At 66.4% G+C, this 13,816-nt stretch carries 10 protein-coding genes and 1 tRNA gene; 1 reads left to right on the top strand and 10 read right to left on the bottom strand.

The annotated features are described in order from the left end of the window. On the bottom strand, nt 1–857 hold an 857-nt coding region (locus tag H5J26_RS21025; RefSeq protein ID WP_309238007.1), incomplete at its 3' end, for a dynamin family protein. Nucleotides 858–1,195: 338 nt separating this feature from the next. Between H5J26_RS21025 and H5J26_RS21020 the strand changes: the two genes are divergently transcribed. Beyond that, nucleotides 1,196–1,268: transfer RNA gene (locus H5J26_RS21020), tRNA-Arg, on the top strand. A 222-nt stretch (nt 1,269–1,490) separates the two neighbouring features. On the opposite strand, the gene H5J26_RS21015 is transcribed toward H5J26_RS21020, so the two are convergent. From H5J26_RS21015 to H5J26_RS20975, 9 genes are all read right to left on the bottom strand, one after another. Beyond that, nucleotides 1,491–2,450: an LLM class flavin-dependent oxidoreductase gene (locus H5J26_RS21015; RefSeq protein WP_181767469.1), complete on the bottom strand. Its 960-nt coding sequence runs from the start codon at nt 2,448–2,450 to the stop codon at nt 1,491–1,493. Between the two features lie 62 nt (nt 2,451–2,512). Beyond that, nucleotides 2,513–2,677 (bottom strand): hypothetical protein, encoded by a 165-nt coding sequence (locus H5J26_RS21010; protein ID WP_181767468.1) that lies wholly within the window; start codon nt 2,675–2,677, stop codon nt 2,513–2,515. 23 nt (nt 2,678–2,700) lie between these two features. Beyond that, entirely contained in the window at nt 2,701–5,511 is a 2,811-nt protein-coding gene (gene lanM, locus H5J26_RS21005; RefSeq protein ID WP_181767467.1) for a type 2 lanthipeptide synthetase LanM, read from the bottom strand. Then, on the bottom strand, nt 5,508–7,694 hold the full coding sequence (locus H5J26_RS21000; RefSeq protein WP_235980879.1) for a peptidase domain-containing ABC transporter: 2,187 nt from the start codon (nt 7,692–7,694) through the stop codon (nt 5,508–5,510). Before H5J26_RS21000 ends, lanM begins: the two co-directional genes overlap by 4 nt. A gap of 3 nt (nt 7,695–7,697) precedes the next feature. Next, complete coding sequence (locus tag H5J26_RS20995; protein ID WP_181767466.1) at nt 7,698–10,745, bottom strand: type 2 lanthipeptide synthetase LanM family protein; 3,048 nt, start codon at nt 10,743–10,745, stop codon at nt 7,698–7,700. 135 nt (nt 10,746–10,880) lie between these two features. Further along, entirely contained in the window at nt 10,881–11,036 is a 156-nt protein-coding gene (locus H5J26_RS20990; RefSeq protein WP_181767465.1) for a class II lanthipeptide, LchA2/BrtA2 family, read from the bottom strand. Between the two features lie 37 nt (nt 11,037–11,073). Further along, on the bottom strand, nt 11,074–11,238 hold the full coding sequence (locus H5J26_RS20985; RefSeq protein ID WP_309238006.1) for a plantaricin C family lantibiotic: 165 nt from the start codon (nt 11,236–11,238) through the stop codon (nt 11,074–11,076). Between the two features lie 593 nt (nt 11,239–11,831). Continuing rightward, nucleotides 11,832–12,605: an ABC transporter permease subunit gene (locus H5J26_RS20980; RefSeq protein WP_181767464.1), complete on the bottom strand. Its 774-nt coding sequence runs from the start codon at nt 12,603–12,605 to the stop codon at nt 11,832–11,834. Nucleotides 12,606–12,607: 2 nt separating this feature from the next. Next, the gene (locus H5J26_RS20975) at nt 12,608–13,522 is read right to left on the bottom strand and encodes an ABC transporter ATP-binding protein (RefSeq protein ID WP_181767463.1); all 915 of its coding nucleotides are present in this window, start codon (nt 13,520–13,522) and stop codon (nt 12,608–12,610) included. Between the last annotated feature and the right edge of the window lie 294 nt (nt 13,523–13,816).

Here is a 13,816-nt window from a genome sequence, read left to right as displayed (position 1 = left end):
GCGGTCGCCGGCAGCAGCCCCGATCCGCCGGCCGACTCCGGCAGTTCGGGGACGGTGAAGCGCGGAACGTCCGCGAGCCCTTCGCGGATCAGCAACGACCCGTACTGACGCGCCACATCGGACGCGATCTGGTGCGGCACCCGGTCGAGGACGGTCACAAGCGTGACGTCGTACTCCCGGGCCGTGCGCAGCAGATGCCAGGGCACCGCGTCCGCGTACCGCGCGGCCGTCGTCACCAGCACCCAGATGTCGGCGGCGCAGAGGAGTTCGGCCGCCAGGTCGCGGTTGCGTGCGACGAGGGAGTCGATGTCGGGGGCGTCGAGCAGGGCGAGACCGGGCGGCAGTGCCGCCTCGGTCTCGATCCGCAGTGCGCGCTCGCCGTTCTCGTCCTCCGCCGCAGCCTCTTCCGCACCGATCAGCTCGTCGGTGGCACATCCCTGTGCCGAGACGTCGAACTCCCCTACGGGTCCGTCCTGTCGCGGCATCCAGACCCTGTCGAGCCTGGGCAGGATCCGCGCTCCCGAGAACCAGTGACGGTCATCGGGATGGCACACGAGTACGGGTGTACGCGTCGTCGGACGCAGCACCCCCGACTCGCTGACCCTGCGTCCCACCAGCGAGTTGACGAGCGTCGACTTGCCCGCGCCGGTCGAACCGCCGACAACCGCGAGCAGCGGTGCCTGCGGTACGCGCAGCCGCGGCATGAGGTAGTCGTCGATCTGTGCGAGCAGTTCGTCCCGCGAACGGCGGGCGCGGTCGGCGCCCGGGAGGGGCAACGGAAAGCGTGCGGCGGCGACTCCTTCGCGGAGCGCAGTCAGTGCGTCGAGCAGCTCGGGCCGTACGTTCAAGATCGCCACATGCGCAGAATGCCCAAATTTGGCGTCTTTTTGAAGCGTATCCACGGCACTGCGCAATGAAAAGAATCGGTTTCGGATACGAATGCAGCCATTCGCCCCATGTGGCCCACACGACGGCGCCGCCAACGCCGCCGAAGCCATAACGACTGCGCAACACCCGCCCGGCACACCGCCAAAACCGCTGCACGAATCGTACCGGCCTGCGATTATCGGGAGCGCTTCACTGAACCTCCACATGGTGTCGCGGACGTGAAGCAATCAGCGCCAGCCACGGGGACCCCTATCCTTGACCGCGCCACGGTCACCCGGAGGCACGCCCGCTTCCGCGACCGAGACCGGCCCCCGTAGCTCAGTGGATAGAGCAGGCGCCTTCTAAGCGCTTGGCCGCAGGTTCGAGTCCTGCCGGGGGCGCACACGAACGCCGTCGTTCTACGTGCGTAGACGACGGCGTTCTGCATGTTCGGAGACGTTCGCGCAGAAGAGGCCCCGGCCGGCGGGGGGCGCCGGCCGGGGCAGCGCGGACAGCGGCCCCGATCCCTCTCGGGGCGCGTGCCGCATTCACTCTGGCTCTGTCGGTCTGGTGGCCGGGGGCGTGAAGCCGGTCCCCGCCCCGTCGACCGAGAAGTTCCGCGGTCAGGGTGCGGCGTTGAGGATCTCCAGAAGATCGCGTGCGGCTTCGCGCGGGCCCGCGACCAACCCGACGCCGGTGGCGTTCAGCACGACCTCGTCCACGCCGATGGCGCGGTACTCGTCGAGCCGTTCGTGGATCTCCTCGGCCGTTCCGTACAGGAACACTCCGCCGTCCACGAGCTTGGTGGCGTCAGCTGGATCCCCGTCGCCCGAGATGGCGATGCCGGCCTTCTTCAGCGCGTCCTGATAGTGCGGGGCCTGGATGTGCTGGCCGCATGAGGCGGCCGCGAGGTCGGTGACCTTGCGGTCGGGGCCTGAGAGCGCGACGGGCACGATGGCCGTCACCTTCGCGGGCTCCTCCAACTTCCGGTCCTGCGCGCCCTTCTCCATGGCCGGCATCAGTATCCGGTCCAGGTACGAGGCGGCGCCGAGCCAGGTGATGGCCACGTCGGCGACCTCGCCCGCCAGTGCGGCCATCTTCTCGCGCAGCACGCCCAGGCCCACCGAGACGGGCGCGGGCTTGTACTCGAGGAGCCTCGCCACCGCGGAGTAGTGGTCACCGTCGACTTCGACGGTCTCCCTGTCCAGCAGCCCGCGGACGATCTCTATGTACTCCCGGCTTGCGCCGATCTGGCTGGCGTAGGGCTTGCCCAGGAAGCTGCGCTGTGCGGCAAGACCCCCGGGGCCGAACCCGGCCACGACGGAGTGTCCGGTCGTGAGCGCCACGGAGCGGGCTTCGACCGCCGCCTGGTACGGGGAGCGGAGCGGCATCAGGGACACGCCGAATCCACTGGGGATCCTGATCCCGATGCCGGCGAGCCAGTTGATCAGGTGGTGGCTGTCCAGCAGCATGCCGTGGCCCTGCCACAGGCGGTCGGCGCACGTCCAGTTCACGAGGTTCGCGAACGGAACCACCTGCTCGGGCCGTACAGGACCGAAGGGGAGAAGTATCGACAGCCGCACCCCGGATCATCCTTTCGATTGTGGCGCATTCTCTCGATGCGCTCCCCTTCGGCCTGAAGGGGCTACGAGTGCTTGCGGTCGAACTTGAAGAAGACGCCCAGGGCGAGCGCGACGGTCAGAACTGCGACGACGACGGCAAGCACGTAGTTCTCGCTGTAGGCGCTCGTGATCGCAATCGCACCGCCCACAGCGACGACGACACCCCAGCTGCCACGGTTCTTCTTCATTCTGTACCTCCTGGTGCTGTCCGTCAGTCGAGAATTCCGCTGGAAAGCGCGACCGGAATATGCACGGCTTCGGCACTGAATCCACTGTTGTTCACAGCGGAATGAAGCATGGCGTCCGTGTCACCTATTCCGGACCACCCGAACATGTATCCCAGCAGTGATGTCCGCCCTCCAGCCCCTGTATAGAACCCGTTCGCACGAACCCTGTCAAGAACGAGTTCCTGATATTCCGACGCACGGGTAACAAGGGATTCGTCGCCCAGAATGCGACTGGTGGCGAGCAATGACTGGACCACGCCGCTGCTCCCGTGGCAGACCGACAAATCGAACGGCTGATCCATGGGAAGCCGGGTTGCTTTGTCGAGGAGATATTGCATTCGCCCGCCGGACAGCCATTCCTCGCGTCCGGCCGCCGAGAGAATCTCCGCCGAAGCCAGCAGCAGGCCGGCCGCGCCGTTGCACCATCCCGAATAGGGCGTTTCCTCGCCCGACTCCGACCGGTCGATCAGCCAGTCCGCCGCCCCGCTCACCAGGGACTCGTCGCCGAGCACTCTGCCCGTACGGGAGAGGGCCCACCGCAGGCCCAGTTCGCCGTGCGCGACGTCGAACCACTTGGCCTCTCTGGTCGCCTCGACGTGGGCGAGGGCCAGGTCACGGAGCCGGGCGATCCGGTCCTCACCGCACAGGGCGCTCGTTCTGCTGCTCCCCATCCGGGAGAGAAGAAGCATGAGAAGGCCCGCGGGACCGTTTGCCAGGTCGTTCTCGAGTTCGCCGGCTGCATGGCGTTCGTCGGTCTTGTCGAGAATCTTCTCCAGCTGCTCGCGGTCCACCTCCGAAGGTCTCGCGAGCAGCATGGAGGAAGCGCCGGTGAACACCGATTCCGGCGTCTGCATCAGCGCATCGCCGTACCGCGACAGCAGCGTCGAGAGCCCGCGATCGGCCGCCTTCCAGGAGGCCTCGGCGTCCTTTCCGTGACGCGACGCCCTCTCCAGGAACGTGATGATGCCGCCGGAGTCGTGGAAGGAGATGAAGTTGCCGGCGGTCATGGTCGGAGCGTTCCGCTCGGGACCGATTCCGCACAGCCAGCCGATCTCCTTGCCGGCCTCCCCCTCGAAGGGCACGCTGACGGCTGCGATCCTGTGCGCGATCTCCGGCCACCACGTTCCGGGGCGGGCACCTGTGAGGACCGGTCCGCCGAACAGGCTCTGCGAGGAGAGACCTGCCGGATCGTCTTCGCCGACCGCCTCGCCGAAGCACTCCTCCAGCAGGAAGTGGTGATACAGGTCCGTGCGCTCGGAATTCTGGACGACGCCTCTCCGCGCCATCTCGACCGGCGTCGTCTTGTATACCCCGGGGAAAGCATTCTTCACCGTGGCGAGTTCCGTGGAATCGCTTCGCGTGACGAAGTAAGGGACGTTCCCCGTGTACAGAGCCGAACGTTCTTCCTCCCGCGCATAACCCGCTGCCTCGGGAGAGAGGTATTCCGGCATGTTCTTCAGAAGCCCGAGCAGCCGCGACGCCTCCTCGGGCCGTTCCAGGTATTTCGGATGCGTGAAAGCGTCAAGGAATCTGCTGTACACCATCGTCGAACGCAGCAGGCTCCGGATCGTCATTTCCGGATAGGCGTCGAGGATCTTCTCGATGCCATCGGTCCTCACGAATGCGAGCGCGTCGAAGTATCCCCGCAGCGTCTCGGAGAAATAGTCCGTGGCGGAGAGGCGCTCGTCCCCCAGGCGCGACACGTTGCCGTGGTGCTTGTACGTGACGGGTTCCCACTTGATGGAGATGCCGTCCGTCTCGCTGTCACGGACGACCGGCCGCTTGAGGTTCTTCGACTCCTGGTCCTGGGCGACGCCGACACCGGCCATGTTGATGTCGATGGGCGACGACGGGTCCACCATCGGGACGAGCATCGTGGAGATCACGGACAGCTTCATGTGGTTCATCAGCACATGCGGCAGGGAGTCGTTCTCCACCCCGGCATCGGCCCTGATGATCGTCTCGGTGTCGATGACACAGGGGTGCTCACCGCAGGCCAGCAGGTTCTCGTCGTGGAGGTCGGAGGCACCGATGGCACCGAGCACGGCGCACAGCGCACCGAACCGGTAGAAGTACCGGGCGGGCTGCTCCGGCGACTCCATGGCCGCGGAGACGACGAATTTCTGCCAGCCGTGCGACTTGGTGGTGACGGAGGCCGGTATGCACTCCTGCAGCGAGTGCTTGAGGTACGGGTCGACCGCCGCGTACAGGTCCTTCACGAAGCGGTCCGAGACCAGGCCCCTGGGCTTGAAGACCACTTTGGCACCGCCGGACACCGTCACATGGATCACTTGGCGGTTGTCGTTGTGCGGATCCGAGCCGGCCGGGGAGATCTTCTCGATCGCGTCTCCCGAGGCCGGGATCACCCCCGCGGCCTTCAACGCATCCCTGTCCTCCGCGTACGCGACGAAGAGGTCGGTGTACGCGTCGAGCAGATTCCGCTGGATCGTCTCGAGCCGGTCCTTCAACACGCCGTACTTGTCGATGATCTGACGGCTGTTGTCCGCGTCTTCGAGGTGACCCCGGAACCGCTGCAGGGCCTCGCCACCACTGGTCGTCATGGGCAGTCCGCAACTCTCGCGGAACCCGTGGAACTCACCGATCAGCGTCCGGAAGGCCTGCCCTTCGACGGCGGCGACCAGGCCCTGCCACGCGTCGTCGAGCACGTTCTCGAGATGCTCCGGTTCGGCGACCCGGGCGACGAGCGGGCGCAAGGCGTTCTCGACCGAACTGCGCGGAGCGAGTTGCAGATAGAAGGGAAGGAATGCGGGGATCGACACGTCCGGTGTGGTCACGCTCGTTCGCCTCCAACGAAGACGTCCGTGGGGGCCTCGGCGTAGAGATCCGAATACACCGAACCGCTGTTCAACAGCTCGACGTGGCTTCCCTGTTCGACGACGTGCCCGTTGTCGAGCACGTAGATGTGGTCCGCCGACTTGATGGTCGCCAGACGGTGGGCGATGATCACCTGCGTCGCGCCGATGTCCTCGATGATCTCCCCGACCCGCCGCTCGTTGACGGTGTCCAGCGAGGCGGTGGCCTCGTCCATGACGAGGATCGGAGGACGCTGCAGGAGGGCGCGGACGATCGCGAGCCGCTGGCGCTGGCCACCGGAGAAGTTGGCCCCCATCTCCGACACGAGCGTCTTGAGCCCCATCGGAAGGTCCTCGAGGAAGTCGAGGATGCCCACGCTCTCGCAGTACTCGCGCACCATCTCCTGGGAGATGTCCTGTCCCAGCGTCAGGTTCTCCAGGATGGTGCGGTTGTGGAGGTGGATCTCCTGCGGGATGTACCCGATCTTGCGCCGCAGTGAGTTCTTGTCGTACTCGCTCATGTCCCGGCCGCCGAACCGGACGGATCCCCGCGTCGGCTCGTAGAGACCGCAGATGATCCGCCCGAGCGTGCTCTTGCCCGAACCGGAGGCTCCGACGAGCGCGACCCTCGAGCCGGCCTCGATGTCGAGCGAGACACCGCGCACGACGAAGTCACTGTGCTTCGTGTACTGGAAGCTGACGTCCTCGAGCTGGATCGAGGTCGACGGGAGCTGCGTCAGGTTGCCGCCGCCGGTCTCCGGCGCCGTGTTGGCGATGTCGTTCAGACGGGCCATGTACCGGGAGGCCTCGGTGAATTCGGTGTACGTCTGGAACACCGACGTCGACAGGGCGAAGTAGGTCGCCGACACCGCCTGTACCGCGATCGCCGCGCCCAGCGAGATGTACTGGTGGCTGACGAAGTACAGGCTGGTCAGCAGCAGGATCATCGGCCCGAACATCTGGGTCGTCGTCGTCACACCCGAGATGCGGCCCTGCTGCATGCGCATGCGGTCCTTCATCGCCTCCAGCGACGACTCGTAAACCTTGCTCCAGGACTCGACGAACTCGTCCGCGTAGCCGCCCATCTTGATGGTGGGGATCGAGACGATCGCGTCGAGCTGCGTCGACTGACTCTTGCTCAGCTGGCTGATCTCCGCGTCGACGAACTCCATGAGCCGCGAACGGGTCTTCATGAGGTAGGCCGCGTTGAGGAGGAACAGCACCAGCGCGATCATCCCGAGGCGCCACTCGACGTAGAACAGATACCCCGTCACGCACATCAGAGTTCCGACGTCGAGGATCCCCTGTGCCACACGCGACGACAGCAGGTCCCGGATCATGTTCACGCTGTTCAGCCGGAAGAGCAGCTCGCCGGGTTGCCTGACGGTGAAGAACTTGTACGGCAGGGAGAGCAGCTTGGTGAACGTATGGGTCATCAGATGCTTGCCGAGCAGCGCCACCACGGACGACAGCACGATGACCCTGACGAGGTAGATCGCCAGATAGGCGAGTCCTACTCCGAGCACCATCAGCAGGACGAGCAGCAGATCGTCGAGGCCGTGCCATTTCGCCTGTCTGTCCACGGCCCACTCGGTGAGCATGGGTATGCCGAGGACCGCTCCGTACCCGCTGAACGAGAGCAGCCCCACCAGCGCGATCCGCTTGCGCGAACCCTCGGCGAAGAGGGGGATGTTGCGCCACTCGGAGAGCGGCTTGTCCCGCGTCTTCTCGAAGTCCGGGCCGACGTCCGCGGAGATGACGATGCCGCTGAAGCCGGCTTCCAGCTCCTCGCGGCTCAGGCGCCTTCGTCCGACGGCGGGGTCCATCACCGTCGCCTTGCGGCCGTCGAACTTCTCGAGGACCACGAAGTGGTAGTCCTCCCAGTAGATGATCGTCGGCGAGGAGAACTTCTCGAGAGCCGACACATCCCTGGCGCGGAAGAGCTTCGCGTCCATGCCGCGCGTACGCAGGAACCGGGCGAGCTGGCCGGCGCTGAGGCCGTCCCGTCCGGCGTCCATCGCGTTGCGGGCGCTGGAGAGATCCTCCGCGCGTCCGTAGTACCGCAGCAGGGAGACGACGCAGCACAGTCCGCACTCCGTCTGCGTCACCTGAGTGACCGTCGGCATCCGGCTCTGCGTCTTGCGGCCTCCGATTGCGAATCCCATGGGTTACCGGCTCTCAAACGTCAGCGTGATCGGAGAGATGTGGGTGCTCGGGTCGAGGCGGTTGACGAGGTGCAGCATGATCCCGGAGGTGCCGACCATGAGGCTGTTGGTGTGCGCGTACCGGCTCTGGTTGTCCTCGATCTTCCGGATGACGACGTCCGGTTGCAGCCATCGCTTCTCGATCCTGGAGACGTCGTCCTGCAGCGTGGGATCGAAGTCGCCGGCCAGCTTGGACAGCACGTCGTGGTTGCCCAGGTCGCCGTGGCACCACGTCAGGTTGCGTCCGAAGCCGTGGCGGATGAGGTTGCCGACGGCGACGTCCTGCATACGCCGCACCACGTCGTCGTCGGAGACCTTGGCGTACTCGGACAACGCGAGGGCGATGCCCGTCGCGCCGTGGCACCAGCCGGTCGAGAAGGACTGCGGCGTGGCCACGTTGGAGAACCAGTTGCCTTCGCGCGAGTCGTAGAACCCCCGCAGCCGGTCGATCAGATCCGACAGCGTGCTCTCGACGACGGCCCGCTGCTCGCCGGGAACGAGCGGATGCGCGGTGCTCAGCGCGTGGATGAGCCCGCTGACGCCGTGTGCGAACCCGGACTGTGCGAGCAGGGAGTCGTGGCCGGGGCCGTTGAGGGCGCTCGTGAGCATCGAGGTCAGCGTCGCGACGGCGTCGTCGGCGTGCGGTCCGCCGATCTCCCTCACGCACGACATCACACCGGACACTCCGCTCACCACGTCCAGCGGGACCTGGCCCGGTGGCAGGTTGCGCATCTGGTCCAGCACCAGCGGGATCGCGCCCTGTGCCGCGCCGACCCACTCCTCGTGTCCGAGCAGCCGGCCCGTCGTCGCCAGGGCGAAGAGGATTCCGGCCATGCCGGTGAACCCGGCGAAGCCCGCCTGCTGGATGCTGCGCGACTCGTAGCGGTGCCCCGAGAGGATCTCCGCCATCGTCGAGAAGATCTGTTCGGCCAGCTCGCGGTACCGGGGCTCGTCCAGGACTCGGCCGGCAGCCGCCAGGGCCAGCGCGGGACCCACGCGGCCCGTGTACAGGTCGTACCCGAGCACGCCCGGCGGCCATGGCCTGTTGGCCGAGGCGGAGGCGAGCGGTCCGATCCATGTACGGGGCAGATGCGCGAACTTGTCGGGCAGCGACGTCTCCACCAGGTTGTCGGCGAGACGGGCCACGAGGGCGATCAGTTCACCGTCGGACTGGCCCTCCCCGCTCCCGGCCGGTGAGACCGCCGACGTGTCCGCGTCCGAACTCCCGGAACTGGTCAGGTGGTTGTCGGGGAAGCGGGAGGAGAAGGCCGAGTAGATGAGCTTGAGCTGTTCGCGCAGGTCCGACTCGGTCATCTCCGCCGTCTTGGCCAGCGCCCTGTCGATGGGCGACTCGTCGAAGAAGGCGCCCACCTCCGTGCCGTCGCCGTCCTCCAGGGCCACGCCCGAGGCGGCAACGGTGAAGTAGGGGATGTCGCGCTCGGCGAGCTGGCAGATCTCGGAGCGGACGAGCTCCCGGGCCGAGGTCTTGCTGGCGATCGCGATCCGCTTCAGCAGCGCCACGTACGGGGCGGAGTCGTCCAGCGCACCGGCGCTCGACGTCATGCGCAGCGTCTGCGCGTACAGGGCCGTCGGGTTGTGCACGTACCGGACGCGTACGTCGGAGGCCACCTCGCGCAGCAGGGCGTCCCAGCTGCCGGGGGCGGACTTCATGGCGCGGAAGACGCGGGTGAATCCGTCCGCCATGCGCGTGCCCAGTACGTGGATCTCTTCCTCGGCGAGCTCGTTGACGACGGTCCGCCGGCCCTGCGCCTCCTGCGAGCGGATCACCAGGCTCACCTGGTCGGTGTAGGGGTTCTCGAAGAAGATCGTCTTGAACGGCGAGGATCCGCGGCCCTGTTCACCGAGGAAGCCGAGGTCGACGTGGCCGGCGTCCTCGCCCTTTCCGACCATCACGAGCGGCAGGATCCCGATGCCGTAGATCGACTGCCCGATCGTCTCGTAGGCGTTGCCCGGAGCCTCCGGGGTCGGGCCGACGTGGATGCGCGCGGGGTGCAGGATCGTCTCGAGGTCGATGGGCACCGGGCCGCGGCGGGTCGGCAGGATGTTCTCGAAGTGCATGTCCCGGGCGTTGAGGAGGTAGAGCACGGCGGCGAGTTCGCCGCTGGCGCGCATGAACTCCTCGGAGATGTCGGAGACGTCCTCCGACTCGATGAACTCCACGTACCCGTAGTGGTCCCGCTCCAGGACCGTCGCGGCGGCCAGGGAGGTGCCGATCCGGCTGTTGAGTTCGCGGGCGATGCTCTCGTACGCCGCCTCGCAGGACACGTCCCGGGGCTTGTAGACCAGCTTCGAACCCGACTCGAACTCGAGCACGGAGACGCTGCGGCCGTGGTTGTGCGCGTCGCCCTCGGCGAATCCGCAGGAGACGATCGTGTCGTCGACCTCGATGCCGAAGGTGCTGGCGATTGCCTCCCTGTCGGCGACCAGCCGGCTGCACAGCTCGTCGACGCTCTCGGCCGCGTTGCGGAGCAGGATGCGCGTGACGTCACGCAGAACGGGGAAGGACAGCCCGCTCACTTCTTCGAAGGACGTGCGCTTCGACTGCTCCACGAAGTAGCGGTACCGGTCCTCGGAGCTCTCACCGACGAGCGATCCGCTCTCGCGCGCATGGTTGATGGCGGCCACGAGCGGCCTGCTGTACACCTCGCGTACGCGGCCCTCGGTCCGGTCGAGCAGCTGCCCCAGCATGGCCTGCGGGTCGAGGAAGAGTTTGTCGTGCGGTGCGAGCGGATCGGAGTCCGCGACGGCGGCGGCGACATTCTTGATGATGCTCTGGAACGGGTACTGCTCCGGCTTTCCGAGCCATTCCTGCACCGTCGCGCGCGACTCGTCACTCGGGACGGATTCCCCGGCCGGTGCGGATTCTTCGGGTGCGGCTGCGCCCCGGCGGAGTACGCCGACGAACTGCTCGTCGAACTGCGCCAGCGGGTTGATTGTTTCTTCGACTTCGGCGCTGTCGAACTCCGGGTAGTACTTGGCTGGAGATATCACGGTGCTGCTCCCGTATTTCCGCGAGATGTCGTAGAAGCTGGCCGAAGTCAACGCCGCGGAATGGAGGCCCGAACGGGCCTCCATTCCGCTTCGCACTGTGTTACATGACCACCGGCAGAACCGGTGAGGTCACATTCAGCACTGGCTGGTGCACTTCGTCGTGGGGCAGATCGCCGCGGTCGCCAGGGTGATGGTGGCGATGCACCACGGGCCCGTGCCGCCGTAGGTGTCCGCGTCGCTCAGCTCGACGAGCTCAGCCTCGTCGTATCCACCGAGAATGTCCTCGCTCATGATGCACCTCGTCCTTTTTTGGTTGTTGTTGTTTTTGTCAGTTGCAGTTCGGCTGGCACTCGACGGTCAGGGTGCACCAGCCGCCGGTGTTGGTCAGAGCGTCGGAGAGAGAGAAGGTGTTCGTGGTGCAAGCACCGTAAGCAACACCGTCGAAGTCCTGCTCCGCGATCTCTTCCACCAGCGAAACGTCGCCCTTGTACACGATGGAACTCCATTCTTCGTTGAGTGCAGTCCTGATTGCTTTTTTGCACACGCCTAGGCGCTCCGACCGTGCATTTCAGATTTCATACGGCCCGTCCCCCAGTGGTGGCGGGCATGACAGTATTGGCTTCATGGTTTCGCCACAACGATTTCACAGACGTGATCCACATCACATGACATACGTCAGTTGACCTCGGGCGCCGCACCGGAAAAATCGCCCCAATCCGGGGAATCCGACGGGCGCGCGGGCGCCTTCGCGGCTTTTCGGAATGCAGCCTTCCGGCCAGCTGACCCGCCGTCGACCAGCCATTTCTCGGTCCGGCGGCGAGTGGCCGCGAGGGGGGAATGAGAGACTCCGAATGCCTTCACGAAAAGCCGGTCCGGCCAATCACGGACACACTGGATTTCAGCCAACAGCAGGAAAGCAGCCAGTCTCTTTGCGGCGCCTGTGCGGATTCTGACCGATCCGGTGGAATGTCACCACCGAAGGGCGCTCTGCCCGAAATTGTGCCCGCGATGCAGAACGGCCACCGCGCCGGCTCCTCCGGATGTTCACAACGGAGCCAGGGCGCGATGGCCGTACCGTGAGCGTCGTCAGGCGTCCCGGCGCCGCATCGCCAGATAGCCCGCGGTCACCGCGACGACGACCCAGGCCACCAGAACCGCCAGGCCGCTCCACGCGGTGAGGACGGTGTCGCCCTGCGGCGGCTTGCTGCGGAGCATGAGTCCGCCGGCCACGTCGGGCAGGAACTGCGCCACCTTCTGGACACCGGGGATGCTGTTCAGGATCGTCGAGATCATGAAGAACAGCGGCACCAGGATGCCCATGGTGAGCGCGGAGCTGCGCAGGACGCTCGCGATGCCCATGGAGAACGCGCAGATCAGCGTCATGTAGAGCACGGCTCCGAGCATCGCCCGCAGCACCCCGTCATCCGTCACGGAGACGCCCGCAGGGCTGCCCAGGGCCAGTTGCGCGGCGAAGAAGCTGACGATGACGACGACGACGGAGACGGCGAAGGCCGTCAGGGTCCCGGTGAGCATCTTCGCCGTGTACAGGACGCCGCGCCTCGGCACCGCGGTGAGCGAGCTGGCGATCGTGCCCGTGGAGTACTCGCTGCACACGGCGAGTACGGCGAAGACCACGATCGCGATCATTCCGAGCTTCAGTCCGCTGAAGCCGGACGCGACGGGATCGAAGCTCTCCCTGGCCGCCTGGCCCATGTCCGCGTACTCGCCGCGCATGACGTATCCGAAGAGGAAGGCGATGCCCACGCTGGAGACCGAGAAGAGGGCGAGGGTCCACACCGTGGAGCGGAGCGTCCGGATCTTGGTCCATTCGAAGGCCACGGCCGCACTGGTGTCCGCCATGATCAACCCACCTCCAGGTCTGCGCGGAATTCGACAGAATCCCCTGTGAGCTGCATGAATGCCTCTTCGAGCGAGGCCGTGCGCGGGCTGATCTCATAGACCGTCAGCTGGTTCTTCGAGGCGAGTGAACCCACCGTCTCCAAGGTCGTGCCGACGGCCTCGATCACTCCGTCCGGTCCGTCGTCGACCCGGATGCCCTCGGAGGCGAGCAGGTCGCGCATCTTCTCCGGTTCGGGTGTCCGGATGTGGATGTACGAGCGGGAGTTGCGCTCGATGAAGTCCTCGACGGAGGTGTCCGCGAGGAGGCGCCCCTGGCCGATCACGATCAGGTGCTCGGCCGTCAGTGCCATCTCGCTCATCAGGTGACTGGAGACGAAGACCGTACGGCCCTCCCCCGCCAGCTTCTTCATCAGCTCGCGGATCCACAGAATTCCCTCGGGATCCAGGCCGTTGACCGGCTCGTCGAACAGCAGCACCTGCGGATCGCCGAGCAGGGCGGCGGCCACGCCGAGGCGCTGGCCCATTCCGAGCGAGAATCCGCCCGCACGCTTCTTCGCCGCGGAGGACAGCCCGACGGTCTCCAGGACCTCGTCGACCCGCTTGTCGGGGATGCGGTTGCTGCGGGCCAGACCCAGCAGATGCCCGTGCGCCGTGCGTCCGCCGTGCAGCGCCTTGGCCTCCAGCAGGACGCCCACCTTGCACAGCGGCCGGGGCAGCTGCTCGTAGCGCTGCCCGTCGATGAGCACCTGACCGGAGGTCGGCCGGTCGAGCCCCACCATGGCGCGCATCGTCGTGGACTTGCCGGCCCCGTTGGGCCCGAGGAAGCCGGTCACGCGGCCCGGCTCGACGTGGAAGGAGAGCCCGTCCACCGCCAGGGTCTCCCCGTAACGTTTGGTCAGTTTCTGAACCTCGATCATTGCCCCGTTCCCCCTTGCATAGGTCGTTCGCGCACACCGACGAGGGGGACGGCGTCCCCGGCCCGGCATTCGCAGTGGTGGCATGTATGAGCGGCGGGGCGGGACCGATCCCTGCACCGCCGCTGAGTGGCGCCGGACATCCTTGCACGCCTGTCCCCGCCAGGGGTTGCTTTCGGGTGACCTGCCGATCATGGCGACTCAAAGGGGCGTCCGGCCCCCATTCCGTCAACTGTCGGCTCATTCCCCTGAGTTGACGCGTATGCCGTCGGAGTCCGGCACGGATCCTGAGTGCGG

It is taken from the genome of Streptomyces albidus (ex Kaewkla and Franco 2022), assembly GCF_013870515.1.
Taxonomy (GTDB): Bacteria; Actinomycetota; Actinomycetes; order Streptomycetales; family Streptomycetaceae; genus Streptomyces; species Streptomyces albidus.
The sequence above is the reverse complement of the archived record's forward strand: the minus strand, read 5'-3'. Positions and strand labels throughout refer to the sequence as shown.